Below are 26,252 nucleotides of genomic sequence, written 5' to 3' on the forward strand. Positions count from 1 at the left end.
AAGGAGCATTGCAAAGACAGGGGGAATGAGTATGTTGCCACGATTAGCGCACACCGCCCACCATAGCCCATCGTGGAGGCCACCATCAACACGTCGCCGCTTTATAAGGCCGCCGGAGTCGACATCGACGCTGGCGAGGCCCTGGTCGATGCCATCAAGCCGCTGGCCGCCTCCACCCGCCGCAAGGGCGCCGATGCCAGCCTCGGCGGTTTCGGCGCGCTGTTCGACCTCAAGGCCGCGGGCTTCCAGGACCCCATTCTTGTGTCGTCGACAGACGGCGTCGGCACCAAGCTGAAAATCGCCATCGAGACCGGCCGGCATGACGGCGTGGGCATCGATCTGGTGGCCATGGTGGTGAACGACATCCTGGTGCAGGGCGCCGAGCCGCTGTTCTTCCTCGACTACTACGCCACCGGCAAGCTCGACGTCGCCGTCGCCACCAAGGTGGTGGCCGGCATCGCCGAGGGCTGCCGCCAGGCCGGCTGCGCGCTGACGGGGGGCGAAACCGCCGAGATGCCCGGCATGTATGCCGCCAAGGATTACGACCTCGCCGGTTTCGCCGTGGGCGCCGCCGAACGCGGCAAACTGCTGCCGCGCGACGTGAAGCCGGGCGATGTGCTGCTGGGCATCGAATCCTCGGGCGTGCATTCCAATGGCTTCTCGCTGGTGCGCAAGGTGATCGCCGACAATGGCCTCACCTTCGAATCGCCCGCGCCGTTCGAAACATCGAAGCCGCTGGCCGAGATCCTGATGATGCCAACGCGCATCTATGTGAAAAGTTGCATGCCGCTGGTGCGCGAGGGCCTGATCAAGGCGATGGCGCATATCACCGGCGGCGGCCTGGTCGACAACATCCCGCGCGTGCTGCCCGACGGCACCGATGCCATCGTCGACGCCAGTGGCTGGACCCTGCCGCCGGTATTCCGCTGGCTGAAATCGGCCGGCAGGATCGACGACGCCGAGATGGCGCGCGCCTTCAATTGCGGCATCGGCCTGGTAGTGGTGGTGGCGAAGGAAAAGGCCGACACCGTGATGCAGAAGCTGAAAACTGCCGGCGAACAGGTGCACCGCATCGGCGTGATCGAGGCGCAGCAGGACCGCGGCGCCGAGCCGATGGTGAGCATGCGCAACTGCGACACGGCCTGGAACTAAGCAGATCATGCCCGCGCGTAAACGTGTCGCCGTGCTGATCTCCGGGCGCGGCAGCAACCTGCGCGCCCTGATCGAGGCCAGCGAAACCGGCGCCGACTACCCCGCCCGCATCGCCCTGGTGCTTTCGAATAAAGCCGATGCCGAAGGCCTGCGGATCGCGCGCGAACACGGCATCGAAACGGCGGTGATCGAAAGCAGGGGCAAGGAGCGCGCGGCGTTTGACGCCGAGATGCATGCCCTGCTGCAATCCAAAGGCATCGAGCTGATCTGCCTGGCCGGCTTCATGCGGCTGCTGACGCCTGAATTCGTGCAGGCCTGGTATGGCCGCATGATCAACATCCATCCCTCCCTCTTGCCGGCCTTCAAGGGCACGCAGGTGCATGAACGCGTGGTGGCCAGCGGCGTGCGCGTCACCGGCTGCACCGTGCATTTCGTCAGCCCGGAAATGGACGAAGGCCCGATCATTTTACAGGCCACCGTGCCCGTGCCGCCGGATGCCACGCCGCAGAGCGTGGCGGCTGCCGTGCTGGAACAGGAACACGCGCTTTATCCGCAGGCGCTTAGGCTGCTGGCGGAGGGAAAGCTGACGATTGAGGGGCAAAGGGTGCGGGTTCTATAGAGCGAAAGGGCAAAAACCATCGCTTGGGCGATCAAAATTTTAGTATTATGTCCCTATGGGACCGATAACTCTTATTGATAAATCATTTCTTCAATCATTGAGCTTCGATGAAGCCGCAATATTCGATTGCCTCTACGCAACGAACATTTGCCCCATTTTCTTCGTCGAGACTTTGGCCGACCTAAAGAAGAATTTCCCCAATTCTAAACCTGAAGATGAGGTTGGCCGCATTGCAGGACGAACCCCCGCGATGCATTCGTATCCCAACGTCCACCATCGTGAATTATGTCTCGGCAATTTGCTGGGGCAGCCTATCGAAATGAGCCGAGTCCCCACAGTCGGGGGTGGCGTTCCCGTACGAAGTAAAGATGGAAAGGTCGGGATATACTTCGAGAGTCCGCCAGAGCAAAAAGCTATGTCTCGATGGCATCAGGGGAGGTTCCACGAAATTGAGCAAGACTTTGCAGCAACGTGGCGCAAGCAACTCCAACTCAGCGATCTCAAATCGGAAACTGATAAGTTTCTGTCGCGCCTTGGGTATTCAGGAAATCCTAAAAACTTAGTTGAAGCCAAGAATTTGGCCGAAGAGTTAGTACGTGGCAACGGAAGGCGCTTTGCAACTTTGAAGGCCATTTGGAGCAGCCTGGGACTTCGCCCGCAATACTGGCCTCAAGTTTTGAGAAAATGGAAAGATGCCGGCGGCCCGTCACTCAATATTTTCGCCCCCTATGCGGCATTTTGTTTGACGATAGATGTGTTCTTTTACATCTGCATCAAAAAAGGACTCATTTCAGCCGAGCGGGCCAGCAACAAAGTCGATGTTGGTTATCTTTATTATCTACCTTTTTGCATGCTTTTTGTTTCCAATGATCGATTACATGCCCAGATCGCACCACTATTCTTGACTGACGCTCAAATCTTCGTGCCCGGCGCCGAGCTGAAAGCGGAACTGAACAAGCTAAATTTGTATTATAGCGCAATGGAAGAGGTCATCGCTAAAGAAGGGCTCATTCGCGTCGCCAGCAGACCGCCACCAGGTGATTTTTTAACGCGTAGACTTTGGGAGTCCGCATTTCAAACTAAAGTTCCGGACAGCCTGCCGCTTCCAATGAAAGCTGCAAAAGCGCCACAGACACTTCTCGATGAAGTAAAGGAAATGCAGAATGTTGCGAAGAAATCTGCTGGCACCAGTTTCTCCAGACAGCAACTCGCAGACCCAGATCGTGTTACATTGGAACGCCATGTCCGAATAAATATGGGCAAATGGAGGCTGTTCCCGGAGGGGATAAACCCAATGAGCGACGTCGACGAATAAAACCTCGCCGGTTCAATCGTCTCAAACAGATTGGGGATTACACGCTCTCCCAAAACCCACGTAGACCATCGTCCATTCACGCCGCCTTCAGCGTGAAATCGACGTGGATCGCGTCATAGGGAAACACGTATTTCGTCTCGTCGCGGTCGATGACGCCGGCTTTGGCCAGAGCCTGCAGGTCGGTATGCACGCCCTTAACATCCCGCTCGACCAGACGGGCGATTTCCCGCACGCCCAGAGCACCCGCGCCGGTCATGGCCTTCAGGATGGCCCAGCGTTTCGGCGTCAGAATTTTCCACATCAGTTCGTGGCTGGGGAAAGTGATGCGCGCGCCCTGCTTCCTGCCCGTGAAGGCCGCGGCAACGCGCTGCTTTACTGCATCGAGAGATTCGACGGCGATTGTCACGGTACTCATCGGCGCCTCCAGAGATCCACATCGGTCCAGAAATCGACCTGCAACTGACCAGGGTCGGTAAAGGCATAGGCGGTTTCCCTGCCGCGGATATGCCGGTGATCGCCCTTGCCGGCCTCGTTGTCGTACCGGATGACACAGACGTCATTCTCGATATAGGCGAGGCGGTATTTGTAGCGGTGCCCGGAGCCCGGCAACGCCCGCGGCAGATGCCAGACGACCAGATCGGCAAAACTGGCCTCGTCGAGCGGGACATGCTCGCGGAGCAGCAGATCTGCTTTGTTGGAATTCATTCCAACATAACCGCAGAGGTGTTGTCAACGATTACAACAACCGGCTGGCTGTTCTGCATTCCCCTCCTCCACGGCCCAAACTTGACTTTGCGGCTTTGATTATGTACACTGTTTGTTCTCTATACTCAAGCCGCATCCCGAGATGCGGCGCGACGGACATCGTGAATACTGAGATATGCACCCGGCTTCCGGCCGGCGATAGCGTGCGATAGGCGATTTTAAGCGGCGATGGATGCCGATAGGCCGCTATATGCAGGGATAAGCGCCGATATGCGCCGATGGCCCAAACGAACACGAACGAACCGGAATGAACCAAAACGGACCTGAATGGACCCGCATGGATCAAAATGGACCTGAATGGACCGGAATGAACCCGGATGGACCTGAATGGGACTTTTAAGACGTGGATCCTCGGGTCAAGCCCGAGGATGACGATTATGGGGGTAATTAATAATGAGACGTGATGCGCGAAGGCCGGCGTGAAACCCGCGCAAAACAAAAGGCCCGGCATTGCTGCCGGGCCCTGGTCTAGTCCGGAGACTGAGGTGTTTATGTCAGCCGACGATTTCGGTGCCCGAGAAGAAATAGGCGATTTCCACGGCGGCCGTTTCCGGCGCGTCCGAGCCGTGCACCGAGTTGGCTTCGATGCTCTCGGCGAATTCCTTGCGGATGGTGCCCGGGGCGGCATTGGCCGGGTTGGTGGCGCCCATCACGTCGCGGTACTTGGCGATGGCGTTCTCGCCTTCCAGCACCTGCACGACAACGGGGCCCGAGATCATGAAGCTGACCAGGTCCTTGAAGAACGGGCGCGCGGCATGCACGCCGTAGAAGGTCTCGGCCTGCTTCTGGCTCATCCAGATGCGCTTCTGCGCCACGATGCGCAGGCCGGCGGCCTCGATCTTGGCATTGATCGCGCCGGTCAGGTTGCGGCGGGTCGCGTCCGGCTTGATGATCGAAAAGGTGCGTTCGAGCGCCATGGAGGTCCGTCCTTTGGGTCTTGTGGGTCTTGGCTAAAATTCGGTGGCGGGTATATAGAGGCTCCGCCCAAAAGTCGCAACCCGGGGCCGCAACCGTCGCGGCCCGTGCAAAACCCGGCCGCCCCTCCCCGGCCCCTTATTTAAGTCCTTAAAAATGCTCTCTTTTCGCGACCTGACCTACCGGATTGCCGGCCGTGTGCTGCTCGACCATGTGTCGGCCACCATCCCGGCCGGGCACAAGGTGGGTCTGGTCGGCCGCAACGGCACCGGCAAATCGACGCTGTTCAAGATCATCTGCGGCGAGCTGCAGACCGAAACCGGCGGCGTCGAACTGCCCAACGACTGCAAGATCGCCAAGCTGCCGCAGGAACCGCCCGACGGCGAGCAGACGCCGATCCAGTATGTGCTGGCCGCCGACACCGAGCGCGAGGCCCTGCTGATCGAGGCCGAGGCGCTGGAAGACTCCTCCAGCATGGAGGATGCCGAGCGCATCGCCGCCGTGCACATGCGCCTGGCCGAGATCGACGCCCATAGCGCGCCGGCCCGCGCCGCCGTGATCCTGGCGGGCTTAGGATTTGACGAGGCGATGCAGAACCGGCCGCTGAGTTCCTTCTCGGGCGGCTGGCGCATGCGCGTGGCCCTGGCCGGCTGCCTGTTCGCCGAGCCCGATCTGCTGCTGCTCGACGAGCCGACCAACCATCTCGACCTCGAAGCCTCGCTGTGGCTGGAAGGGTATTTGAAGACCTATCCGCGCACGTTCCTGCTGATCAGCCACGACCGGCATTTCCTGAATTCCGCCATCGAGCACATCCTTCATATCGACAATATGAAACTTGTGCTCTATCGCGGCAATTACGACACCTTCGAGACCGAACGCCGCCTGCGCATGGAACAGCAGACGGCCTTCGCCCAGCGCCAGGCCGAGCAGCGCAAGCATATGGAGGAATTCGTCGCGCGTTTCCGCGCCTCGGCCTCCAAGGCGCGCCAGGCCCAGAGCCGGCTCAAGATGCTGGCCAAGATGCAGCCCATCGCGGCCGCCGTGGAAGATCCCAGCGTGATCTTCCGCCTGCCCGACCCGGAAGAACTGCCGCCGCCGCTGATCGTGCTCGATCACCTCTCGGCCGGCTACACGCCCGACAAACCGGTTTTGCGCAACATCGACCTGCGCATCGACATGGAAGACCGCATCGCCATGCTGGGCGCCAACGGCAACGGCAAGTCCACGCTGGCGAAAATCCTGGCTGGCACGCTCAAGCCCCAGGGCGGCAAGCTGCAGCGCTCGGGCAAGCTGCGCATCGGCTATTTCGCCCAGGACCAGGACGACGTGCTGGACGAAAACCGCACGCCGGTCGAGCATCTGCAGGATCTGATGAAGACCGCCACGGTGGAACAGCTGCGCACCCGGCTCGGCAGCTTCGGCCTGACGCGCGAAAAGGCGCAGACGGTGGCGGGCAAACTGTCGGGCGGCGAACGCGCGCGCCTGCTGTTTGCCATGGTGACGCATCACGCGCCGCACCTGCTCATCCTCGACGAGCCGACCAACCATCTCGACATGGATACGCGCGACGCGCTCGTGCAGGCGGTGAACGAATACAAGGGTGCGGTCATTCTCGTCAGCCATGATCGCCACATGGCCGAGGCCTGCGCCGACCGCTTCTGGCTGGTGGCCGATGGCGGCGTGAAGGATTTCGACGGCGATCTCGACGATTACGCCAAATACCTGGCCGACAAGCGCCGCGCGGCCGCCACGGTGAAGCTGAAGGGCGGCGGCAAAGCTGAAGACAGCGCAAGTGATCGCAAGGCCGACCGCAAGGCCGCGGCGGCCGCGCGCCAGGCGCTCGCACCGCTACGCATCGCCGTGCAGACCGCGGAAAAGGCGATGGCCAGGCTCAATGCCGAAAAGATGCGGCTGGATGCCACGCTGGCCGACCCGGACACCTATACAAAGATGAGTGCCACCAAGCAGGCCGAGCTGCAGAAGCAGCATGGCGAGGTGGTGAAGAAACTCGAAGCGGCGGAGGAAGCCTGGCTCGACGCCCAGTCAAAGCTCGAAGAAGCGCAGGGCGAAGCAGCGTAACCTATGACGACGCGGCACTTCATCCTTCTCCTCGCCATGATAGCTGCCGCCTGCGGGCCAGCAGAGAACCCGGATTCCGTGATCCTGCCGCCATCAATGGCCACTGAATTGCTCGCGCAATGTTCACGCGAGGCACCATCGGCAAGCGAAGGGACCTGGTTGCCAAGCAGAGCTGATATCGAAGCCCTGGAGGCCGCGCTCTCCGTCACCCTGACTTCAATTCAATATGAGGATTCTTCTCGGTTCCCGACCGGCTGGAGACGTCAGTATGTCGGGATACTGGAGGACGGCGAGCGTGTCATCTATGGAAACTTCTTCCCGATCAGCACGCCAGTACCATCGCAGGATCTTAGCAAACCAGTGGTGGTTTGCGATGGGGGAACCAAATATTTCGGCGTTGAGTATGACGTGAAGGCCAGACACATCATGCATATAGCATTCAACGGTTCGGCTTAGCTCTCGGCCTTCTTGACCCAGCCGCCGGTCTCGCTCTGCTGCCAGTAGGTCAGGGTGTGCCCGGCATCCTTGGCGCGTTTCCATCTTGCGCGCGCGGCCTGTACGGCATCCTCGTCGTTGCCGTCGAACAGGTCGCAGACGCGGGCATAGGCCGAAACGTTTTCGGCATCGGCGCCGTCGACCAGGAACAGCACGTCGGCGTTGTTGGGGCGCTCGTCCTCGGTGGTCAGATACACCGGCTGTCTGTCGGCAAAGCCGTCGGCCTTCACGCCATGGGGCAGGAAGCTGGCCCGGCCATAAGTCCACAGATCGCCGTTGAGCTGCTGGATGCGCTCCTCCGAGCCGCCCTTCACGACAGCCTTCCAGCCGCGCTGCAGCGTTTTTTCCAGCAGCTCCGGCAGCACCTGTTCCAGGCGCCGCCGGGTCAGATGGTAGAACAACAGCTCGGCCATGGGCGGCGGGCCTGGATTACTTGTCTTCGTAATAATCCGCCACCAGGCGGTTCAGCACGCGCACGCCAAAGCCGGTCGCGCCCTTGGGCACGGTCGGCTTGTCCTTCTTGCTCCAGGCGGTGCCAGCGATGTCGAGATGCGCCCAGGGGGTCTTGTCGACCACGAAGCGCTGCAGGAACTGCGCCGCGGTGATCGAACCGGCGCCAAAGCCGGGGCCGGCGATGTTCTGCATGTCGGCGATCGGCGAGTTCAGCCCGGAATCATAGGCCTCCGACAGCGGCATGCGCCACAGCAGCTCGTCCTCGGCCTTGCCGGCATTGGTCAGCTGCTCGGAAAGTTTGTCGTTGTTGGAGAACAGGCCAGCATGCTCATGGCCCAGCGAGATGATGATCGCGCCGGTCAGCGTGGCGAGATCGACCATCAGCTGCGGCTTGAAGCGCTGCTGGGTATACCACATGGCGTCGCACAGGATCAGGCGGCCCTCGGCGTCGGTGTTCAGCACCTCGATGGTCTGTCCCGACATGGAGGTGACGATATCGCCCGGCCGCTGCGCCGTGCCGGAGGGCATGTTCTCCACCAGCGCGACAACACCCACCACATTGGCTTTCGCCTTGCGGCCGGCGATGGCAGCCATGGCGCCGATCACCGCGCCGGCGCCGCCCATGTCCCACTTCATCTCTTCCATGCCCAAGGCAGGCTTGATCGAGATGCCGCCGGTGTCGAAGCACACGCCCTTGCCCACGAAGGAAACCGGCTTGGCGCCCTTCTTGCCGCCATTCCACTGCATCACGACCAGCTGCGATTCGCGATCCGAGCCCTGGCCCACGCCCAGCAGCGCGCCCATGCCCAGCTTCTTCATCTCGCGCTCGCCCAGCACCTCGACCTTGACGCCCAGGCGGGCCAGCTTGCGGCATTCGGCGGCCAGGCTGGCCGGATAGATCACGTTGGCCGGCTCGGTGACCAGATTGCGGGTCAGCGTCACGCCGTCGGCCAGCTTGTCGAGCGGCTGGTAAAGCTTCCTGGCGGCCGGAACGGCGCTGCTCAGCACCGATACAACCTTGAGGGAGGGCTTCTCCCGGTCCTTCATCTTGGTGCGGTATTTGTCGAAGCGGTAGCCGCCCAGCCGGGCGCCCAGGGCGGCCCGCGCGGCGGCCTCGGCGGCCGGCAGCACGGTGGCTTTCAGGACTTCGGCCGCAATGGCCAGCTCGGCCTCGCCCGTGGTGGCCAGCCGGCGCACGGCCTCGCCGCCGATGGCCTCGTAGGCGGCGGCCTTCACGTCCGGGGCCTTGCCCAGGCCGGCCAGCAGCACCCGCGACAATCCGGCGCCGGGACTCACGACCTCCAGCCACTGGCCCTTGCCGCCGGTAAACCGCGGCGCCGCCTTCATCGCCCGGGTCAGGGCACCGCCGAGCTGCTTGTCGAGGCCCAGGCCGAAGGTGCCCAGATGCCCGCCCTCGCCCACCACGATGACCAGGCTGCCGCGCTTGGGGGATTTGGCTTCGACAATCTCGATTTTCATGATGCTCCGATCCGGCTGAAAGACTGAGAATTCCGACCCGGCACTATAGCGGCCGGGCTGCCGGCCGATCAATCGGCACTAGCCTGACGAATCGCCGATTCTTCGTTATGGACCAAGTCCTTCTTTTCGTTTTGCGGTGGTGGCGATGGGGGGCGGAATGGGTATACTGCCCGCCATGCGCGGGGTTACCCTTTACATCATGCGCCAGATCGCCTGGCCGCTGGTTTTCGCCACCCTCACCCTGACTGGGGTGATCTGGCTGACCCAGGCCCTGCGCTTCATCGACCGGATCGTCAACAACAACCTAGCTTTCCTCGATTTCCTTTATCTGACTATGCTGGTGCTGCCCAGCATCACGGCCATCATCCTGCCCATCGCCGCCTTCTGCGCCACCCTCTATGCCTTCCATCGTATGGCTGGCGATTCCGAGGTGGTGGTGCTGTCATCCACCGGTTTCAGCCGACTCGCCCTGGCCCGACCGGCGCTCTACATCTCGATCGCGATTATCGCGATCATGTACGCCATCACGCTTTACCTGATGCCGCTGGGATCGCGCACCCTGCGCGCCACGCAGTATGAATTCCGCAACGATCTGGCCGGCATGGCCCTGCTGGAAGGCGTTTTCAACACGCCGACCGACAAGTTGACCGTCTACATCCGCGAACGCGACGTCAACGGCGACATGCTGGGTGTTCTAGTGCACGATGTCCGCGACGGCACACAGCCGATCACCATGATGGCCGAGAAAGCCACCCTGCTCCGCACCCCGCAGGGGCCGCGCCTCTATATGGTGAACGGCAACCGCCAGCAGATCGACCCGGAGCGGAAGTCGCTGTCACTGCTGTATTTCGACAATTACAGCCTGGACCTGAATTCCTATTCTAAACAAGAGGGACAGGGCTGGCGCGAACCATCGGAGCGTTATCTGCACGAATTGTTCCGGCCGAACATGCAGGATGCCGATGACGTCAACAACTACAACAAGCTGATCGTAGAGGGGCATCGCCGTCTGGTATCCCCGCTCTATGCCCCGGCGCTGATCCTGATCGCCATCGCCGGCGTGATCGGCGGAGAGTTCAACCGTCGGGGTCAGGGGCAGCGGTTGATCGCCGCTGGCGCGGTGGCCATCGCGCTGCAGATCCTCAGTCTTGGCGTTTCCCATCTGGCGACCAAGTCCATCATTCTGATTCCTCTGCTGTACATAACGCCGGTCGCCTTCATGGCTGCGGCTGTATTCATGCTGCGGGAACCGGGCATGCGCCCCAGGCTGCGTGAGGCCTGATGCGATCATCCTTCACGCTATCGCTTTATTTCGGCCGTCAGTTCCTGTTTGGAATATTGACTGTGCTGATCGTGCTTGCAGTGCTGGCCTACAGCTTCGACACCGTCGAACTGCTGCGCCGCGCCAGCGGCAGGGCCGATGCCTCCTTCGATCTGGTGCTGCAGCTCTCGCTGCTCAAGCTTCCGACCCTGATGACCAAGCTGTTCCCCTTCGCGGTCCTGTTCGGAAGCATGCTGGCGCTCAGCCGCCTGACCCGCTCTCAGGAACTCACTGTCAGCCGCGCGGCTGGCGTATCTGTCTGGCAGTTCCTGTTCCCCGGCATTGCCCTCGCGTTGCTGCTCGGCGTCTTCCTTGTCACGGTTTACAACCCGCTGAGCGCCGCGATGCTCGCGCGTTATGAATCGATCGAAGCCAAGGTGTTGCGCGGCCGGAGCAGTATGCTGGCCGTATCGTCCGGCGGACTTTGGCTCCGCGAGGCTGACGCAACGGGACAGATTGTCGTGCATGCCCTGCGCGTCGCGCAGCAAGGCATCGAACTGCGCGATGCGATCCTGTTTTATTATGAAGGCAAGGATGTCTTCGTGAAGCGGATCGACGCATCCTCGGCATTGCTTCAGGACGGCAACTGGCTGCTTGAAAACGCCATCATCAGTTATCCGGACAAGCCGGCAGACCGTCATGCGCAACTCCGCGTCCCAACCACCCTGACTTTCGACCGGATCCAGGAGAGCTTCGCCTCTCCCAACACGGTTTCATTCTGGGAATTGCCCAGCTTCATCGCCACCCTTGAGGATGCCGGATTTTCGGCTGTGAAGCATCGTCTGTATTACTACGGCCTCCTTGCCTCTCCCGTCCTGCTTTGCGCGATGCTGCTGATTGCAGCCAGCTTCAGTCTGCGTCTGACGCGCCGCGGCGGCATCGGCATGATGCTGGCTGGCGGCGTGGGCGCGGGTTTCCTGCTTTATCTCAGCGTGGAACTGATGCAGCCCTTCGGCCTCAACGGTACGCTGCCGGTTCTGCTTGCTGCCTGGGCGCCGACCGCGGTGTTTATCATGCTTGGCGTTTCAATGCTTTTCCATTTGGAGGATGGATGACCGCGAAGCCCGGCCGCCTATCCCATGTAGTACTGATTGGGTTGCTACTCATAGCTGCGGCCCCGGCCCGCGCGCAGAGCGATCCGCCCGTGCTGATCACGGCCGACACCCTGAATTACGATCAGTCCCTGGGTCTAGTCACCGCCGAGGGCAAGGTCGAACTCGTGCAGGGCGGCCGGACCTTGCTCGCGGATACCGTCAGCTACAGCGAAAAAGACGACAAGGTCATCGCCAGCGGAAATGTGTCGTTGCTGGAAAACGACGGCACGGTTCTATTCGCCGACTACATGGAATTGTTCGCTGGCATGAAGAACGGTTTCATCCGAGACGCCGCCATGCTGCTGTCGGATAACTCACGCGGCGCGGCGGCCTCGGCAGAACGCCGGGATGGCAATCGCACAATACTGCGCAAAGCCGTGTACACGACTTGCAGTCTTTGCGAACAGGATCGCAGCCGCGCTCCCTTGTGGCAATTGAAAGGCGAACGGGTCGAGCATAACCAAGCGGCACAGGAAATCGTATATCGGAACGCCGTCTTCGAAATGTTCGGCATTCCGATCCTCTATACGCCCTATCTCAGCCATCCCGACCCGACCGTGAACCGCCGCAGCGGTATCCTGCCGCCGAGTTACATCAAGGATACCTTTTTCGGCCACCGAGTACGGATGCCCTATTACTACGTTATCGACGGTCAAAGTGACTTGACGCTGACCCCCCAATACTCGACCGATCAGGGTGCGCATTTAACTGCGGAATATCGCAACCGCACAGCCACCGGCGAGATGGAATTCGACGGCAGCATCACCGAGGAAGACTCCTCCGGCAATGTGCGTGGGCATTTCCGCACCAACATGGCATTCCGTGCCAAAGACGACGTCACCTTTGGCGCCAACATACTACGCGCCTCGGATGACACCTATCTGAACCGGTACAGCGTCCAGAACCGCCCCTACACCAACACCCTGACCAGTCGCGTCTACGCAGAAGGGATCAACAACCGCCATTTCGCTGCAGTGAACGCCTTCTCATTCCAGAATCTGCGTTCTGACGTCCGCAATGGCAACGTTCCCATCGCGGTACCGATCATGGACTACTCGGCCGTGTTCGAACCTGGCGACTATGGTGGGCGCTGGGCCTTCGACGCGAATATGGCGTCCCTGTATCGCAGCAGCGGCACTGATACGCGGCGTCTTTCGTCCACGATTTCGTGGGCACAGCCCTATTATGCCCCCAGCGGCGAGGTCTTCACGGCAACAGCAATGCTGCGTGCCGATGGCTACTGGGCGGACAGCGTCGATCAATCCCTCGCCAGCACCACCAACAGCGATGGGACGGAAGTAACCGGCCGTGTCATACCGGCTGTGGCGCTTGACTGGCGGTACCCGCTGGTGCGCGACAGCCGGTATATGCGGCAACTGATTGAACCGATCGTGATGGCTGTCGTCACGCCATATGGCGGAAACCCAGGTACCATCCCGAACGAAGATTCGCTCAGTTTCGAATTCGATGAAACCAACCTTTTCAGCATTAACCGTTTCCCCGGCTATGATCGCTGGGACGGCGGCCCGAAACTGAACTATGGCGTCCGCAGCGCCGTCTACGGCAATAACGGCGGTTATGCCGAGTTGCTGGCCGGCCAGTCCGTTCGCGCCAAATCCGACGACACTTTCACGGCCGGTTCAGATCTGTCCGATAGCATGTCGGATTATGTGGCCCGGCTCACCTTCTCGCCCGGACGCTACATTAGTTTTGTGGATCGCGTGCGCCTCGCCCAGAACAGCCAGTTGAGCGTCCAGCGCCACGAAATCGGCACCACCCTGGGGACCAGCACCAATTTTCTGTCCCTGTCTTATGCAAAACTGGCCGATGCCGATTTCGTGGATGATACCGGTGAACGCGAAGCGATTTCCGGCACTTTGCGCGCCCAACTCACCAAATTCTGGTCCACCGAACTTCGCCATACACGCGATTTGGGCGATAATGGCGGTGCTTTGCTCAACTTCGGCGGCTTGCGCTATACTGATGAGTGTTTCGACATCGTTCTGTTCGCCGAACGGACCTTTACCGTGAATCGGGACATCCAACCGACAACCACCATCGGCGTCCGCTTCCGGATCGCGACTTTCAATTGAGCTGCCCATGATTCGCCTGATCGCACTTCTAATCATCATGACCGGACTCGGCGGCGCAATCGCTCAGGCCCAGGACCTGCAGCGCATCGTGGCGCTTGTGAACGACGAAGTGATTTCGTTGCGCGACATCAACGAGCGCGCCCGCATCATCATGGCCACCACCCGACTGCCCGACACGGCGGATATCCGGCGTGCCGTGCGCGATCAGGCTCTGCGCTCCCTGGTTGACGAGCGCCTGCAGATGCAGGAAGCCAAGCGTCGGGGTATCTCCGTCAGCCAGCAGGAGGTCGATGCCGCGATCGCGACGGTGGAACGCCAGATGAATATCCCGGCCGGACGCTTCGAAGAATTCGCGCAGCGTTCCGGCATCGACCCGGCTGCCATCATCAACCAGATCAGAACCGAACTGATCTGGTCCCGCATGGTTCGCGGTCGACTGACGGCGACCTCCACCGTTACCGACCAGGAGATCGACGAAGCCATCGCCAAACTGAAAAACAATGCCGGCCAGACCGAAGACCTGATCGCGGAAATCCTGATCCCGGTCGACAACCCCGACCAGGAAGAACCGCAACGCCAGACCGCCCAGCGGATCATCGAGCAGATCCGCAACGGCGCGCCCTTCCCCGCCCTGGCCCGGCAGTTCAGCCGCGGCACCACGGCTGCCAATGGCGGCGAGGTCGGCTGGGTGCCGCGCGGCACCCTGCCCGAGGAAGTGGAAAGCGTGGTGGCGAAGATGAACAAGGGCGATGTCTCGGTTCCGATCCGCACTGTTGGCGGCTACCAGATCATCCTGCTGCGCGACCGCCGCCTGATCAGCCTGCCCGGCGCGGGAGATGCCAAAGTCACGCTGAAACAGGTCCTCGTCTCCCTGCCACAAAACCCCAGCAATGCCGATGTCCAGGCCGCCATGGCCAAGGCGCAGCAGGCCCGTAGCGCCATTCGCAGCTGCGACGACGTCGAAGCCGCCGCCGAGCAAATCCAGGTGCAAGGATCGGGCAGCCTGGGAACCCTGCGCCTGGCCGACATGCCGGAAGCCTTCCGCCGTGCCGTCGAGCCGCTGAAGGTGAATGAGAGTTCGCAGCCGGTGACCTCTTCGCGGGCTATCCATGTCTTCACGCTCTGCGCCAGGGAAGAGGCCAGCGGCATCGACCGCAATCAGGTGCGCCAGAGCATTCTGGTGCGGCGTGCCGAGCTGATGGCCCAGCGCTATATCCGCGAATTGCGGCGCGATGCCACGATCGAATTCCGCTGAGCCGGGCAACCGCCTTCTCCCTCTTGCCCTGACCATGGGAGAACCCGCCGGCATCGGCGGGGAAATCGCCCTGCAGGCCTGGCAGCAACGCCATGACCAGTCTCTGCCGCCCTTCCTGGTGATCGACGACCCCCAGCGGCTGCAGGCCATCAGCACCCGCCTTGGCTGGGAGATTCCCCTGCGGGTCATCGACGATCCGGCCATGGCATCGGAGGTTTTCCGCGAAGCCCTGCCGGTGCTGCCAGCCCCCCTGCCCGCACCAGTCCAGCCCGGCATTCCTGATCGCCGCAATGCACCGGCCGTCCTGCATGCCATCGAACTGGCCACGGCGCTCTGCCGCAAAGGCGAAGTCGGCGCCGTGGTGACCAACCCGATCCACAAGGCCGCGCTCTACGATGCCGGTTTCACCCATCCCGGACATACCGAATTCCTGGCCGCCCTGTGCGAGGCACCGCGGCCGGTGATGATGCTGGCTTCCGAGCGGCTGCGCGTCGTGCCGGTCACCATCCATGTCTCGCTACGACAGGCGATTGACCAGCTCACGCCCGACCTGATCGTCGAGACCGCGCGCATCACCGCCGCGGACCTGCGCGACAAATTCGGCATCGCCCGGCCCCGTCTGGCCATTGCGGGCCTCAACCCCCATGCGGGGGAAGCCGGCAGCATGGGTAATGAGGATGCCTTGATCGTCGCTCCCGCCGTGGAACGGTTGCGCGCGGAGGGCATCGATGCGCGCGGCCCGCTGCCGCCCGATACGATGTTCCATGCCGAGGCCCGCGCCGGCTACGATGCGGCGATCTGCATGTATCATGACCAGGCGCTGATCCCGATCAAGACGTTGGATTTCGATCGCGGCGTGAATGTCACCTTGGGCCTGCCGATCATTCGCACCTCGCCCGATCATGGCACCGCCTTCGACATCGCGGGCAAGGGCATCGCCAAACCCGACAGCCTGATCGCCGCCCTGCGGCTGGCGGGAAATATGGCCGCGCATCGCCGCCATGTCTGATCCCATCGAGGCGTTGCCGCCGCTGCGCGAGGTGATTGCGCAGCACGACCTGACCGCGCGCAAGGCGCTGGGACAGAACTTCCTGCTCGACCTCAACCTCACCCGCAAGATCGCCCGCGCCGCCATGCCCTGGACGGCTGGCACGGTGATCGAGATCGGCCCCGGCCCCGGCGGCCTGACGCGCGCGCTGCTGCTGGAAGGCGCGCCGCGTGTGATCGCGGTCGAACGCGACGAACGCTGCATCGCCGCGCTGCAGCCACTGGCAGAGGCCGCCGGCGGACGCCTGGCCGTGCATCCGGGCGATGCGCTGGAAACCGGTTTCGTAGATCTTGCGCCGCCGCCCTGGCAGGTGGTCGCCAACCTGCCCTACAACATCGCCACGCCACTGATCCTGAACTGGGTGGCGCGCGCCGAGCAATTCGCCCGCATCACCGTGCTGGTGCAGAAGGAAGTGGCGGAACGGCTGGCGGCGAAACCGGGCAGCAAGACCTATGGCCGGCTCAGCGTGGCGGCGCAATGGCGCTGCGGGGTGCGGATGCTGTTCGATATCGGCCCCAAGGCCTTCGTGCCGCCGCCCAAGGTGACGTCGACACTGGTGGAACTGCAACCGCGTGAGCGGCCTCTGGCCGAGGCCGATCCGCGAAAACTGGAACGGGTGACGGCGGCGGCCTTCAACCAGCGCCGCAAGATGCTGCGGGCGGCGCTGAAACCGCTATGGGCCGATGCGGATGCCAAGCTGCAGGAAGCCGGCATCGACCCGACCCGACGGGCAGAAACCCTATCGATCGAGGAATTCTGCGCGCTCGCCAGATTGTTGTAATCGGCCGGTCAGCGCCCCTCGCGGAGCTGCTTGACGAAATCCACCAGGCCGACGCCGCGATGACGCTTCAGCCGCTCGGCGCGCAGGATCGCGTGGACTTGGGCGAGGCAGCGTTCAACGTCGTCGTTGATCACGACATAGTCGTATTCGGCCCAGTGGCTGATCTCATCGGCCGCCTTGGACATGCGCTTGGCGACCACCTCGGCCGAATCCTGAGCCCGGGTATGCAGCCGCTTCTCAAGGTCCTTGGTGGACGGCGGCAGGATGAAGACACTGACCAAATCGTCGCGCGCGCGCTGGCGCAGCTGCTGCGTGCCCTGCCAGTCGATATCGAACAGGATGTCCTGTCCCGAGGACAACCGCTTCTCGACCTGCTCCTTCGGCGTGCCGTAGTAATAGTCGAACACCTTGGCATGCTCGAGCAGCTCCTGGCGGTTGACCATCAGGCCGAAGCTCTCGGTGTCGATGAAATGGTAATGCACGCCATCCACCTCGCCCGGCCGCCGCGTGCGGGTGGTGACGGATACCGAGAGATGCAGTTCGGCATCGGCTTCCAGCAGCCGGCGCGAGATCGTGGTCTTGCCTGCGCCAGAGGGGGACGACAGCACCAGCATCAGACCGCGCCGGGCAATGGTGGTGGAGGGAGATGCGTCGTTCATCTCAGGTCACTCGACATTCTGGGCCTGCTCACGCAGCCGGTCGATCACCAGCTTGAGGTCGAGGCCGATGGCGGTCAAACCGGCATCGAAGGCCTTGGAGCAGAGCGTATTGGCTTCACGGTTGAATTCCTGCGCCAGGAAATCGAGCTTGCGCCCGACCCCGCACCCATCGCCTGATTTGATCAGGCCACGCGTCGTATCGATATGGGCCTTCAGCCGATCCAGCTCCTCGCGGATATCCAGCCGGGTGATCTGCAGCGCCAGCTCCTGGGCCAGCCGATCCTCGCTCACCGGCGGCTGCTGGGCCAGCAGGTCGTCCAGTTGCTGGCGCAGGCGACGGCGCAGGGCCTCGGGCCGCACGGCCTCGACTTCGGCGGCACGGCCGGTCAGGCCGGCGATCTCATCAAGCAGCCCGCCCAGCACGGTGGCCAGTTTGCCGCCTTCGACCGTCCGGCTCTGCACCAGGCGATCCAGCGCGGCGGAGAAGCTCTCGCGGATCGCCTTCTCCAGCTCGGCGCGGCCTTCTTCGGTTTCGGCACTGCCCACCGGCTCGACCACGCCGCGCACGGCCAGCAGGCCATCCAGTCGCGGCGCGCCGATGCCGCGCGATTCCAGCTTTGTGCCCAGCGCCAGCAGCTGCTCCAGCAGCGACTCGTTCAGGCGATAGGCCGGCGGCGGCGCATCGGCGGTCTCGGTGAATTGCAGATTGAGCGTGACATTGCCACGCACCAGTTTCGCCTGGGCCAGGCCGCGCAGTTCCGCCTCCAGCCCGTCGAAACCCGGCGGCAGGCGGAAGCGCAGCTCCAGGCCGCGGCCATTCACCGATTTCAGTTCCCATATCCAGCTTTTGCCTGCGGCGCGTCCATCGACGCGCGCGAAGCCGGTCATGCTGATGAGCGACACGATTCCCCCGGAGGTGTTACGCTGCGCGGCACTATAGTGGGAAACCGCCAGAGTGTCGAGGCTAAGCCATGGATCAAACACCGCTTTCCGGCATCGTCATCACCGGTGCCTCCAGCGGAATCGGTGCCGCCCTGGCCGAGCTGTACGCCGGCCCGGGCGTCCTGCTGGCCCTGACCGGCCGCGATGCCAGCCGGCTGGAAGAGATGGCCGAACGCTGCCGGGCGCGCGGGGCGACGGTGATCGCCGAAACCGTACCGGTGACCGATGTAGACGGTATGCACAGGTTTATCACCGGCGTTGCCGCCGCCGCGCGGCTGGATCTGGTGATCGCCAACGCCGGCGTTTCCGGCGGGTTCAAGAGCTGGGACGATTTCGACGCCTACGTGCGCGGCATCACCAGCGTGAATATCGACGGCGTGCTGAACACGGTGAACCCCGCTGTGCCGATCATGGTACGCCAGCGCTCGGGCCAGATCGCCGTGGTCGCCTCAATGGCAGGTTTTCTCGCCATGCCTGGGGCGGTGCCCTATTCCTCGTCCAAACATTTCGCCCGCGCCTATGCCGAGGAACTGCGCGGCAGGCTGGCGCCCGAGGGCATCCGCGTTTCCGCCATCTGCCCCGGTTTCGTGGTGTCGCGCATGACCGCGCGCAACAAATTCCCGATGCCCTTCCTGATGGACACGGCAAAGGCCGCCCGCATCATCCGCGACGGGCTGGCGCGTAATCGTGGCCGCATCGCCTTCCCCTGGCCGATGGTGGCGATCATGGGTGCTCTCGGCCTGCTGCCTTATCCGCTGCTCGACTGGCTGCTGCGCCGCGCACCCGGGAAGGACTAAGCGCGGCGTTCGTACCAGTCCTTGCTGGCATTCACGATATGCACGACCGACAGCATGACGGGCACCTCGATCAGCACACCAACCACGGTGGCCAGCGCTGCGCCCGACTGGAAGCCAAACAGGCTGATCGCGGCAGCCACGGCCAGTTCGAAGAAATTGCTGGCACCGATCAGGGCCGAGGGTCCGGCCACGCAATGGGCCACGCCAAAATGGCGGTTCAGCAGATAGGCCAGGCCGGAATTGAAATAGACCTGGATCAGGATCGGCACGGCAAGTAGCGCGATCACCAGCGGCTGTGCCAGTATCTGCCCCCCCTGGAAGGCGAACAGCAATACCAGCGTGGTCAGCAACGCGATCAGCGACAGAGGCCCCAGGCGGCGCAGCACGGCCTGCAATGCCGCCTCGCCGCCACCGGCCATGATCCTGCCGCGCCAGATCTGCGCCAGCACTACCGGCACGACGATATAAAGCACCACCGACAGCAGCAGGGTCTGCCACGGCACCACGATGGACGACAGGCCGAGCAGCAAACCAACAATGGGGGCAAAGGCCACCACCATGATGGCATCGTTCAGCGCCACCTGGCTTAAGGTGAAATGCGGCTCGCCGCGCGTGAGGTTGCTCCAGACGAACACCATCGCCGTGCAGGGCGCCGCCGCCAGCAGGATCAGGCCGGCGATGTAAGCCTCAACTTGGTCGACCGGCAGCCAGGGCCGGAACAGCCAGCCGATGAACAGCCAGCCCAGCAGGGCCATGGAAAACGGCTTCACCGCCCAGTTGATGAACAGCGTGACGCCGATGCCGCGCCAGTGCTGCTTTACTTCGCCAAGCGCTGCGAAATCGATCTTCAGCAGCATCGGAATGATCATCAGCCAGATTAGCACGGCCACCGGCAGATTGACCTGTGCAACCTCCATGGCGCCGATGGCCTGCACCGGCCCGGGCAACCAATGGCCGATGGCGATGCCGACGACGATACACAGGACCACCCAGAGCGTCAGGTAACGCTCAAACGTGGTCATTGCGGGTTTCGCGGCAGGCTGCGCCGCGTCCGATACTGCCGACATGACGGCTTACGATGCTTCGGCCAGCGAACGGCCGATATCGTCGATCCGCTTTTGCAGCGCCATTTCATCCAATGCCTTGATCGGCAGGTTGACGAAGATGCCGATGCGATTGCGCAGCATGCGATACGTATCGGCGAAAGCCAGGCGCTGCTCGGCCTCGCTGCCTTCAACGGCGGCCGGATCCGGCAGGCCCCAATGGGCCGTCATCGGCTGGCCTGGCCAGATCGGACAGACCTCGTTCGCGGCGTTGTCGCAGACGGTGAAGACGAAATCCATCTTGGGCGCATCCGGTGCGGCGAATTCGTCCCAGGATTTCGAACGCAGGCCATCAATCGGGTGACCGGATTTCTGCAGCAGGTCGATAGCCATGGGGTGTGGCTGGCCCTTCGGCATGCTGCCGGCGCTGAAGCCGCGGAAACGACCGGCGCCCATCTCGTTCATGATCGCTTCGGCCAGGATGCTGCGCGCCGAGTTGCCGGTGCACAGGAACAGAACGTTATAAATGCGGTCAGACATGTCTCGCTCCCTCAGGCGCAGCAGGATTGCACAGTTTTGACAACAGGTTTGGCTGGCCGTGCGGCACAACATGTGCCCTCGGCCTTCTCGGCAGCGGTAGCCGCGCCATAAACAGTACTCTCGCCATGGGTCAGAAATGTTTCCCAGGCGATGCCCTGGGGATCGCTGATCCAGCTTTTTTCAGATTCGGCGTAACAGCAGGTGACGCGCCCCTGCTCCAGCACCGGTGCATCGGCCTGTTTCAGGCGGGCATAGACTTCGTGCAATTCGGCTTCGTCCTCCACCTGGATTCCCAGATGATCGATGCCGTGCTTGGTGCCGCGCGCCGCGATAGCGAAATTCACCCGCGGATCTTCCAGCATCCATTTGGCGTAATCGGGTTTGCGCACCGTCGGTTCGGCGGCGAACAGGGCCGAATAGAACCGGATCGACTCATCGAGACTCTCAACCGCGACGTTGACGTGCAGGCGCTTCATCGGAAGGCTCCTTGGCAGGGGAAACGGACGGCTGGCAGACTGGCGCGCAAACCGTGGTGCCGCCGCAGCAGTTTTCAGTGAGGAAGGCGACCAGATCGTTCACCGCCATGAAATCGGCGGCATAGAACAACTGCCGCCCCACGCGGCGCTGGGTGATCAGGCCGGCATGCAGCAATTGCTGCAGGTGGAAGGTGAGCGACGACGGCACGATGCCAAGCTGTTCGGCCAACATGCCGGCCGGCAGGCCGTCCGGCCCCTGCCGCACCAGCAGGCGATAGGCCGCCAGCCGGTTTTCATGGGCCAGCGCGCCAAGGGCGGCAATGGCAGGTTTGGTTTCCATGCTCACGCTCCGATATTACGAATAATATCGAAATATAGAGCCTGCTCGTCGGAGTCAACGATATTTTGAAGAAAATCGTACTATCTGAAAGGCAGTTCAGCGCCGCTGGCTTGCGCGATAGGCGGCCACGTTGCGCAGGTGTTGGTCGTAGGTCTGGGCAAACAGGTGCCCGCCCTTCCCGTCTGCCACGAAGAACAGGAAATCGTGGCTTTCGGGCTGAAGCGTGGCCGCCAGACTGGCCCGGCCCGGATGGTTGATCGGCGTGGGCGGCAGGCCGTCGCTGGTATAGGTGTTCCAGGGACTGGGCCGGGCGAGATCGTCGCGGCTGAGCGGCCGTTCCAGTTCCTTCTCGCCCCGGGTGATGCCATAGGCCACCGTGGGGTCGGCCTGCAGCCGCATGCCGCGTTTCAGGCGGTTCAGGTAGACACCAGCCACCCGGGGCCGCTCAGCCGCCAGGGGCGTTTCCGCCTCCACGATCGAGGCCAGGATCATCGCCTGGCCCGGATCAGCCAGCGGCAGACCGGCGGCCCGCCTGCCCCATAATCCGGCCAGCAATTCATCGCGCGCCTTGCGCATGCGTGCCACCAGTTCGGGGCGGCTGTCGCCGTATACATAGTGATAAGTCTCGGGCAGCAGGCTGCCTTCCGGGATCGCTTCGACCGGCCAGGCGCCGGTCATGGCCTCGGCCGCTTCGACCAGCCGCCGGATTTCGGCGCTGGTCTGCCCTTCGGGGATGGTCAGGCGGCGCACCAGCACGCGTCCAGCGGCGATCCGCTCCAGCACGGCGCGTGGGCTTTCGGCCGGGGGAAACTGATATTCGCCAGCCTTCAGCGCGGCAGACAGGCCGCCCTGCCAGACGGCCAGTTCCAGCAGGCGGGCATGATCCACCACACCGGCCTCGGTCAGACGCTGGGCAATACCCGAGACGCCGGTGCCGCGAGGCACAAGAACAACGGCTTCGCGCTGTCCCGGTCCCGGCGCGTCTAGCCAGGATAGGAACCAGACATAGCCGCCGGCGCAGGCCAGCGCCGCCGCCAGCAGAACCGCCAGCAGCGCGCGCGTGAGCGGCTTCATCGTTTGGATTTAACCTTCGTAGCACTTCAGCACGAGCGAAGCATTGGTGCCGCCGAACCCAAAAGAGTTCGACAGCGCCGCGCGCACGTCGCGCTGCTTGGCCTTGTGCGGCACCAGATCGAGGCCAACCGCCACGTCGCTGGGATCGTCCAGGTTCAGGGTCGGCGGCACGATGCCGGTCTTGATCGCGAGCGTCGAGAAGATCGCTTCCACCGCGCCGGCAGCACCGAGCAGATGGCCGATCGACGACTTGGTGGACGACATCGACAGGCTGCCCATGGCATTGCCGAACAGTCGCTTCACCGCACCCAGTTCGATCTCGTCGCCCAGCGGCGTCGAGGTACCGTGCGCGTTGACGTAATCGATATCGGACGGCTGCATGCCGGCACGCTTCAACGCCATCTGCATGCAGCGGAAGGCGCCGTCGCCGCTCTCGTGCGGGGCGGTGATGTGATAGGCATCGCCCGACAGGCCATAGCCAACCACTTCAGCGTAAATCGTGGCACCGCGGCGCTTGGCATGCTCGAGTTCCTCAAGCACCACGACGCCGGCACCCTCGCCCATCACGAAACCGTCGCGGCCCTTGTCCCAGGGACGCGAGCCCTTGGTCGGCTCGTCGTTGAAACCGGTGGACAGCGCGCGGGCCGCGCAGAAGCCGGCCACGCCGAGCGGGCCAATGGTGGCTTCGGCACCGCCGGCCACCATGACGTCGGCGTCGTCCCACATGATCAGACGAGCGGCATCGCCGATGGCATGGGCACCGGTCGAGCAGGCCGTCACTACAGCGTGGTTCGGGCCCTTGAAGCCGTATTCGATGGAAACGTGACCGGACACCAGATTGATCAGGCGCCCGGGCACGAAGAACGGGCTGATGCGGCGATGGCCCTTTTCCTTGAGCGTGATCGCCGCCTCTTCGATGCCGTTGAGGCCGCCGATGCCGGAACCGATCAGCACGCCGGTACGGCAGCGCTGCTCCTCATCGGCCGGCACCCAGCCGGAATCCTTCACGGCCTGTTTCGCCGCCGCCAAGCCGAAGACGATGAAATCGTCAACGCGCTTGCGCTCCTTGGCTTCCATCCATTCGTCGGGATCGAAGGCATCGGCACGATCAGGAAAATCCGCTTTCAACGGCACCTGACCGGCAATACGCGCCGGCATTTCGGAGGCGTCGAAACGGGTGATCTTACCAAGGCCGGACTCGCCGTTGATCAACCGGGTCCAAGTCGCTTCCACGCCGCAAGCGAGCGGCGTAACCAGGCCGAGGCCGGTGACGACGACACGACGCATGGCTGAACCTTTCGAGACGAATAAAAGGAAATAAAGAGCGCGGCGGCGGCGTCAGCCGGGCTTACGACGCCGAACGCTCCTTGATGAAGTCGATCGCGTCCTTGACGGTCAGGATCTTCTCGGCGGCATCGTCGGGGATCTCAACGCCGAACTCTTCTTCGAACGCCATCACCAGCTCGACCGTGTCCAAGCTGTCGGCGCCCAGGTCGTCGATGAAGCTCGCGTTCTCGGTGACCTTTTCTTCCTCGACGCCCAGATGCTCGACGACGATCTTCTTCACGCGCTCAGCAATGTCGCTCATTTCCTAAATCCTTGTGGTTGTGGCTGCCCGCACCGCGCCTGAAGCGGCGGCAGCCGGCAGATGGGGGCCTCCCTTAGCATAGAAACCCCGCGCTTCCAAGCTGTTCCCAAACGGCGGGAAAGGCTGATTCGGTGCCGGATTTCCTTAGGAAATCATGGCCATGCCGCCGTTAACATGCAAGGTCTGTCCGGTCACGTAGGCGGCTTCTTCCGAGGCCAGATAAACCACCGCAGCGGCGATTTCCGGGCTCTGGCCGAGTCGACCCGCCGGAATCTTCTGGGAAATCATTTCCTTCTGCTGGTCGGACAGCACATCGGTCATCGCGGTCTGGATGAAACCGGGGGCGACGCAGTTCGCCGTGATGTTGCGGGAAGCCACTTCCTGGGCCAGCGACTTGGTCATCCCGGTCAGGCCGGCCTTGGCGGCGGCGTAATTGAGCTGCCCCGGATTGCCGGTCGCGCCGACCACCGAGGTGATGCTGATGATGCGGCCCCAGCGGCGCTTCATCATGCCCTTCAGGCTGGCCCGGGCCAGACGGAAAGCCGCCGTCAGGTTGACGTCCAGCACGGTCTGCCAGTCCTCGTCCTTCATGCGCATGGCCAGGCCATCGCGGGTGATGCCGGCATTGTTGACCAGGATATCCACCTGGCCCATGGCGGCCTCGGCCTGGCCGATCAGGCTATTCACCGCATCAGCATCGCCCAGATTGCAGGGCAACACATGCACACGGCTGCCCAGCTTGGCCGCAACCTCCTGCAGAACGGCTTCGCGGGTGCCCGACAGGCCCACGGTGGCGCCCTGGGCATGCAGGGCGGCGGCGATGGCCCCGCCGATACCGCCGGTGGCGCCGGTGACGAGGGCAAATTTGCCGGTCAGGTCGAACATCGCTTCAGTCTCCTAATGAGGACGGTCTGTTTCAGAGGGCCTTGGCCCAGGCTTCCAGCTCGGCCGGCGAGCCAACGCTGAGCGGCTCGATTTCCTTGTCGATGCGCTTCACCAGGCCGGCCAGCACCTTGCCCGAGCCCAGCTCTACCACCTGCGCCACACCTTGGGATTTCAGCCACAACACGCCTTCGCGCCAGCGCACCAGACCCGTCACCTGCTGCACCAGCAGCTTCTTGATGTCTTCAGGGTTGGATTCGCCCCTGGCCGTCACGTTGGACACGATCGGCAGTTTGGGCGCCTTCAGCGCCACCTTGCCCAGCGCCTCGGCCATGGCATCGGCAGCCGGCTGCATCATCGCGCAATGGAACGGCGCACTGACAGGCAGCAGCATGGCCCGCTTCACGCCCTTGGCCTTGGCCACCTCGATGGCGCGCTCGACGGCGCTTTTCTTGCCCGAGATCACCACCTGGCCGCCGCCATTGTCGTTGGCGCAGCCGACGACTTCGCCCTGCTGCGCTTCCGCCACGACCTGTTCGGCCAGATCAAGCTCGGCACCCAGCAGAGCGGCCATGGCACCCTCGCCCACCGGCACCGCCTTCTGCATCGACTGGCCGCGCAGCTTCAGCAGGCGGGCCGTATCGGCCACCGACAACGCGCCCATGGCACAGAGCGCGGAATACTCGCCCAGCGAATGGCCGGCGGCAAAGGCGCCCTTGGCGGCCAGGTCGACGCCAAAATCCTTCTCCGCAACACGCACCACCGCCAGACTGACGGCCATCAGGGCCGGCTGGGCATTCTCGGTCAGCGTCAGGTCGGCCTCCGGCCCCTCGAACATCAGGGTGGACAGCTTCTGCGACAGTGCGTCGTCGACTTCCTGGAACAGGTGGCGGGCGGTGGCGAAGGCTTCGGCCAGCTCCTTGCCCATGCCAACGGCCTGGCTGCCCTGGCCCGGAAAGAGGAACGCACGGCTCATTCTATGACTCCCGATAGCGATATGCCGGCAAGCGGCGAAAATGCCGCGCCAGTCATAAGCCCCGCCCCCGC

The 26,252-nt window shown here is 63.0% G+C and carries 28 protein-coding genes; 12 read left to right on the plus strand and 16 right to left on the minus strand.

Annotated elements, in window-relative coordinates; all coding sequences use genetic code 11:
* Positions 1–72 precede the first annotated feature (72 nt).
* The 3 genes from purM to ACK4FJ_RS00865 are packed head-to-tail and all read left to right on the plus strand — an operon-like array spanning position 73 to position 3,086.
* Entirely contained in the window at positions 73–1,152 is a 1,080-nt protein-coding gene (purM, locus tag ACK4FJ_RS00855; RefSeq protein ID WP_409762582.1) for a phosphoribosylformylglycinamidine cyclo-ligase, read from the plus strand.
* A gap of 7 nt (positions 1,153–1,159) precedes the next feature.
* Positions 1,160–1,771 carry a phosphoribosylglycinamide formyltransferase gene (gene purN, locus ACK4FJ_RS00860; protein WP_409762585.1) on the plus strand — a complete coding sequence of 204 codons (612 nt, stop codon included), beginning with the start codon at positions 1,160–1,162 and terminating at the stop codon, positions 1,769–1,771.
* 55 nt (positions 1,772–1,826) lie between these two features.
* On the plus strand, positions 1,827–3,086 hold the full coding sequence (locus ACK4FJ_RS00865; protein ID WP_409762588.1) for a hypothetical protein: 1,260 nt from the start codon (positions 1,827–1,829) through the stop codon (positions 3,084–3,086).
* Between the two features lie 76 nt (positions 3,087–3,162).
* On the opposite strand, the gene ACK4FJ_RS00870 is transcribed toward ACK4FJ_RS00865, so the two are convergent.
* The 3 genes from ACK4FJ_RS00870 to ndk form a co-directional block, all read right to left on the minus strand.
* The gene (locus tag ACK4FJ_RS00870) at positions 3,163–3,501 is read right to left on the minus strand and encodes a transcriptional regulator (RefSeq protein WP_409762591.1); all 339 of its coding nucleotides are present in this window, start codon (positions 3,499–3,501) and stop codon (positions 3,163–3,165) included.
* Positions 3,498–3,791 (minus strand): DUF6516 family protein, encoded by a 294-nt coding sequence (locus ACK4FJ_RS00875; protein WP_409762594.1) that lies wholly within the window; start codon positions 3,789–3,791, stop codon positions 3,498–3,500. The genes ACK4FJ_RS00870 and ACK4FJ_RS00875 overlap by 4 nt, the downstream gene beginning before the upstream one ends.
* Positions 3,792–4,345: 554 nt before the next feature.
* Positions 4,346–4,768, minus strand: coding sequence for a nucleoside-diphosphate kinase (gene ndk / locus ACK4FJ_RS00880; protein ID WP_374304464.1), 423 nt, complete (start codon positions 4,766–4,768; stop codon positions 4,346–4,348).
* A 154-nt stretch (positions 4,769–4,922) separates the two neighbouring features.
* Here ndk and ACK4FJ_RS00885 point away from each other — a divergent pair, with 154 nt between their 5' ends.
* The gene (locus ACK4FJ_RS00885; protein ID WP_409762597.1) at positions 4,923–6,845 is read left to right on the plus strand and encodes an ABC-F family ATP-binding cassette domain-containing protein; all 1,923 of its coding nucleotides are present in this window, start codon (positions 4,923–4,925) and stop codon (positions 6,843–6,845) included.
* Between the two features lie 3 nt (positions 6,846–6,848).
* Positions 6,849–7,301, plus strand: coding sequence for a hypothetical protein (locus tag ACK4FJ_RS00890; RefSeq protein ID WP_409762600.1), 453 nt, complete (start codon positions 6,849–6,851; stop codon positions 7,299–7,301).
* Here ACK4FJ_RS00890 and ACK4FJ_RS00895 read toward each other — a convergent pair.
* Together ACK4FJ_RS00895 and ACK4FJ_RS00900 are read right to left on the minus strand one after the other, a co-directional pair.
* Positions 7,298–7,753, minus strand: coding sequence for a DNA polymerase III subunit chi (locus tag ACK4FJ_RS00895; protein WP_409762603.1), 456 nt, complete (start codon positions 7,751–7,753; stop codon positions 7,298–7,300). The two genes, ACK4FJ_RS00890 and ACK4FJ_RS00895, sit on opposite strands and share 4 nt — an antisense overlap.
* Positions 7,754–7,769: 16 nt before the next feature.
* The gene (locus ACK4FJ_RS00900; RefSeq protein ID WP_409762606.1) at positions 7,770–9,272 is read right to left on the minus strand and encodes a leucyl aminopeptidase; all 1,503 of its coding nucleotides are present in this window, start codon (positions 9,270–9,272) and stop codon (positions 7,770–7,772) included.
* Positions 9,273–9,447: 175 nt separating this feature from the next.
* On the opposite strand from ACK4FJ_RS00900, the gene lptF reads away from it, so the two are divergent.
* Genes lptF through rsmA form a run of 6 tightly spaced genes read left to right on the plus strand, consistent with a single transcriptional unit; the run spans position 9,448 to position 16,864 of the window.
* Positions 9,448–10,554, plus strand: coding sequence for an LPS export ABC transporter permease LptF (gene lptF, locus ACK4FJ_RS00905; RefSeq protein ID WP_409762609.1), 1,107 nt, complete (start codon positions 9,448–9,450; stop codon positions 10,552–10,554).
* Positions 10,554–11,648 carry an LPS export ABC transporter permease LptG gene (gene lptG, locus ACK4FJ_RS00910; RefSeq protein WP_409762612.1) on the plus strand — a complete coding sequence of 365 codons (1,095 nt, stop codon included), beginning with the start codon at positions 10,554–10,556 and terminating at the stop codon, positions 11,646–11,648. The genes lptF and lptG overlap by 1 nt, the downstream gene beginning before the upstream one ends.
* Positions 11,645–13,780, plus strand: coding sequence for an LPS-assembly protein LptD (locus ACK4FJ_RS00915; protein WP_409762615.1), 2,136 nt, complete (start codon positions 11,645–11,647; stop codon positions 13,778–13,780). Before lptG ends, ACK4FJ_RS00915 begins: the two co-directional genes overlap by 4 nt.
* A 7-nt stretch (positions 13,781–13,787) precedes the next feature.
* Positions 13,788–15,035 carry a peptidylprolyl isomerase gene (locus ACK4FJ_RS00920; RefSeq protein ID WP_409762618.1) on the plus strand — a complete coding sequence of 416 codons (1,248 nt, stop codon included), beginning with the start codon at positions 13,788–13,790 and terminating at the stop codon, positions 15,033–15,035.
* A complete protein-coding gene (gene pdxA, locus ACK4FJ_RS00925; RefSeq protein WP_409762621.1) occupies positions 15,013–16,044 on the plus strand; it encodes a 4-hydroxythreonine-4-phosphate dehydrogenase PdxA in 1,032 nt (343 codons plus the stop codon). Before ACK4FJ_RS00920 ends, pdxA begins: the two co-directional genes overlap by 23 nt.
* Positions 16,037–16,864 carry a 16S rRNA (adenine(1518)-N(6)/adenine(1519)-N(6))-dimethyltransferase RsmA gene (gene rsmA / locus ACK4FJ_RS00930; RefSeq protein WP_409762624.1) on the plus strand — a complete coding sequence of 276 codons (828 nt, stop codon included), beginning with the start codon at positions 16,037–16,039 and terminating at the stop codon, positions 16,862–16,864. The genes pdxA and rsmA overlap by 8 nt, the downstream gene beginning before the upstream one ends.
* An 8-nt stretch (positions 16,865–16,872) precedes the next feature.
* Here rsmA and gmk read toward each other — a convergent pair whose 3' ends face one another.
* Positions 16,873–17,523 (minus strand): guanylate kinase, encoded by a 651-nt coding sequence (gene gmk, locus ACK4FJ_RS00935; RefSeq protein WP_409762627.1) that lies wholly within the window; start codon positions 17,521–17,523, stop codon positions 16,873–16,875.
* A gap of 6 nt (positions 17,524–17,529) precedes the next feature.
* The gene (locus ACK4FJ_RS00940) at positions 17,530–18,426 is read right to left on the minus strand and encodes a YicC/YloC family endoribonuclease (protein WP_409762630.1); all 897 of its coding nucleotides are present in this window, start codon (positions 18,424–18,426) and stop codon (positions 17,530–17,532) included.
* Between the two features lie 68 nt (positions 18,427–18,494).
* Between ACK4FJ_RS00940 and ACK4FJ_RS00945 the strand changes: the two genes are divergently transcribed.
* Positions 18,495–19,262 (plus strand): SDR family NAD(P)-dependent oxidoreductase, encoded by a 768-nt coding sequence (locus ACK4FJ_RS00945; RefSeq protein ID WP_409762633.1) that lies wholly within the window; start codon positions 18,495–18,497, stop codon positions 19,260–19,262.
* Here the strand turns inward: ACK4FJ_RS00945 and arsB are convergent.
* The 9 genes from arsB to fabD form a co-directional block, all read right to left on the minus strand.
* On the minus strand, positions 19,259–20,284 hold the full coding sequence (gene arsB / locus ACK4FJ_RS00950; protein WP_409762636.1) for an ACR3 family arsenite efflux transporter: 1,026 nt from the start codon (positions 20,282–20,284) through the stop codon (positions 19,259–19,261). The two genes, ACK4FJ_RS00945 and arsB, sit on opposite strands and share 4 nt — an antisense overlap.
* Before the next feature lie 51 nt (positions 20,285–20,335).
* Entirely contained in the window at positions 20,336–20,845 is a 510-nt protein-coding gene (locus ACK4FJ_RS00955; RefSeq protein ID WP_409762639.1) for an arsenate reductase ArsC, read from the minus strand.
* A gap of 11 nt (positions 20,846–20,856) precedes the next feature.
* A complete protein-coding gene (locus ACK4FJ_RS00960; RefSeq protein ID WP_409762642.1) occupies positions 20,857–21,321 on the minus strand; it encodes an ArsI/CadI family heavy metal resistance metalloenzyme in 465 nt (154 codons plus the stop codon).
* The gene (locus ACK4FJ_RS00965) at positions 21,290–21,661 is read right to left on the minus strand and encodes an ArsR/SmtB family transcription factor (protein WP_409762645.1); all 372 of its coding nucleotides are present in this window, start codon (positions 21,659–21,661) and stop codon (positions 21,290–21,292) included. Before ACK4FJ_RS00965 ends, ACK4FJ_RS00960 begins: the two co-directional genes overlap by 32 nt.
* A 96-nt stretch (positions 21,662–21,757) precedes the next feature.
* The gene (mltG, locus tag ACK4FJ_RS00970; RefSeq protein ID WP_409762648.1) at positions 21,758–22,735 is read right to left on the minus strand and encodes an endolytic transglycosylase MltG; all 978 of its coding nucleotides are present in this window, start codon (positions 22,733–22,735) and stop codon (positions 21,758–21,760) included.
* A 9-nt stretch (positions 22,736–22,744) separates the two neighbouring features.
* Positions 22,745–24,022: a beta-ketoacyl-ACP synthase II gene (gene fabF, locus ACK4FJ_RS00975; RefSeq protein WP_409762651.1), complete on the minus strand. Its 1,278-nt coding sequence runs from the start codon at positions 24,020–24,022 to the stop codon at positions 22,745–22,747.
* 61 nt (positions 24,023–24,083) lie between these two features.
* Positions 24,084–24,323, minus strand: coding sequence for an acyl carrier protein (locus ACK4FJ_RS00980; protein ID WP_374304445.1), 240 nt, complete (start codon positions 24,321–24,323; stop codon positions 24,084–24,086).
* 144 nt (positions 24,324–24,467) lie between these two features.
* Complete coding sequence (fabG, locus tag ACK4FJ_RS00985; protein ID WP_409762654.1) at positions 24,468–25,208, minus strand: 3-oxoacyl-[acyl-carrier-protein] reductase; 741 nt, start codon at positions 25,206–25,208, stop codon at positions 24,468–24,470.
* Between the two features lie 31 nt (positions 25,209–25,239).
* On the minus strand, positions 25,240–26,181 hold the full coding sequence (gene fabD / locus ACK4FJ_RS00990; protein ID WP_409762658.1) for an ACP S-malonyltransferase: 942 nt from the start codon (positions 26,179–26,181) through the stop codon (positions 25,240–25,242).
* Positions 26,182–26,252 lie beyond the last annotated feature (71 nt).

The sequence above is a fragment of the Ferrovibrio sp. genome (assembly GCF_046297595.1).
Taxonomy (GTDB): Bacteria; Pseudomonadota; Alphaproteobacteria; order Ferrovibrionales; family Ferrovibrionaceae; genus Ferrovibrio.

Bases quoted from the DNA above. Each gene is read 5' to 3' on its own strand.
- ACK4FJ_RS00875 (WP_409762594.1), bottom strand. From the start codon at position 3,791: ATGAATTCCAACAAAGCAGATCTGCTGCTCCGCGAGCATGTCCCGCTC.
- ndk (WP_374304464.1), bottom strand. From the start codon at position 4,768: ATGGCGCTCGAACGCACCTTTTCGATCATCAAGCCGGACGCGACCCGC.
- ACK4FJ_RS00920 (WP_409762618.1), top strand. From the start codon at position 13,788: ATGATTCGCCTGATCGCACTTCTAATCATCATGACCGGACTCGGCGGC.
- ACK4FJ_RS00895 (WP_409762603.1), bottom strand. From the start codon at position 7,753: ATGGCCGAGCTGTTGTTCTACCATCTGACCCGGCGGCGCCTGGAACAG.
- gmk (WP_409762627.1), bottom strand. From the start codon at position 17,523: ATGAACGACGCATCTCCCTCCACCACCATTGCCCGGCGCGGTCTGATG.
- fabD (WP_409762658.1), bottom strand. From the start codon at position 26,181: ATGAGCCGTGCGTTCCTCTTTCCGGGCCAGGGCAGCCAGGCCGTTGGC.
- fabF (WP_409762651.1), bottom strand. From the start codon at position 24,022: ATGCGTCGTGTCGTCGTCACCGGCCTCGGCCTGGTTACGCCGCTCGCT.
- ACK4FJ_RS00890 (WP_409762600.1), top strand. From the start codon at position 6,849: ATGACGACGCGGCACTTCATCCTTCTCCTCGCCATGATAGCTGCCGCC.
- purN (WP_409762585.1), top strand. From the start codon at position 1,160: ATGCCCGCGCGTAAACGTGTCGCCGTGCTGATCTCCGGGCGCGGCAGC.
- ACK4FJ_RS00955 (WP_409762639.1), bottom strand. From the start codon at position 20,845: ATGTCTGACCGCATTTATAACGTTCTGTTCCTGTGCACCGGCAACTCG.
- ACK4FJ_RS00960 (WP_409762642.1), bottom strand. From the start codon at position 21,321: ATGAAGCGCCTGCACGTCAACGTCGCGGTTGAGAGTCTCGATGAGTCG.
- ACK4FJ_RS00885 (WP_409762597.1), top strand. From the start codon at position 4,923: ATGCTCTCTTTTCGCGACCTGACCTACCGGATTGCCGGCCGTGTGCTG.
- lptG (WP_409762612.1), top strand. From the start codon at position 10,554: ATGCGATCATCCTTCACGCTATCGCTTTATTTCGGCCGTCAGTTCCTG.
- mltG (WP_409762648.1), bottom strand. From the start codon at position 22,735: ATGAAGCCGCTCACGCGCGCGCTGCTGGCGGTTCTGCTGGCGGCGGCG.
- rsmA (WP_409762624.1), top strand. From the start codon at position 16,037: ATGTCTGATCCCATCGAGGCGTTGCCGCCGCTGCGCGAGGTGATTGCG.
- ACK4FJ_RS00900 (WP_409762606.1), bottom strand. From the start codon at position 9,272: ATGAAAATCGAGATTGTCGAAGCCAAATCCCCCAAGCGCGGCAGCCTG.
- ACK4FJ_RS00980 (WP_374304445.1), bottom strand. From the start codon at position 24,323: ATGAGCGACATTGCTGAGCGCGTGAAGAAGATCGTCGTCGAGCATCTG.
- lptF (WP_409762609.1), top strand. From the start codon at position 9,448: ATGCGCGGGGTTACCCTTTACATCATGCGCCAGATCGCCTGGCCGCTG.
- ACK4FJ_RS00945 (WP_409762633.1), top strand. From the start codon at position 18,495: ATGGATCAAACACCGCTTTCCGGCATCGTCATCACCGGTGCCTCCAGC.
- pdxA (WP_409762621.1), top strand. From the start codon at position 15,013: ATGCCACGATCGAATTCCGCTGAGCCGGGCAACCGCCTTCTCCCTCTT.
- ACK4FJ_RS00870 (WP_409762591.1), bottom strand. From the start codon at position 3,501: ATGAGTACCGTGACAATCGCCGTCGAATCTCTCGATGCAGTAAAGCAG.
- ACK4FJ_RS00915 (WP_409762615.1), top strand. From the start codon at position 11,645: ATGACCGCGAAGCCCGGCCGCCTATCCCATGTAGTACTGATTGGGTTG.
- ACK4FJ_RS00965 (WP_409762645.1), bottom strand. From the start codon at position 21,661: ATGGAAACCAAACCTGCCATTGCCGCCCTTGGCGCGCTGGCCCATGAA.
- arsB (WP_409762636.1), bottom strand. From the start codon at position 20,284: ATGACCACGTTTGAGCGTTACCTGACGCTCTGGGTGGTCCTGTGTATC.
- ACK4FJ_RS00865 (WP_409762588.1), top strand. From the start codon at position 1,827: ATGGGACCGATAACTCTTATTGATAAATCATTTCTTCAATCATTGAGC.
- fabG (WP_409762654.1), bottom strand. From the start codon at position 25,208: ATGTTCGACCTGACCGGCAAATTTGCCCTCGTCACCGGCGCCACCGGC.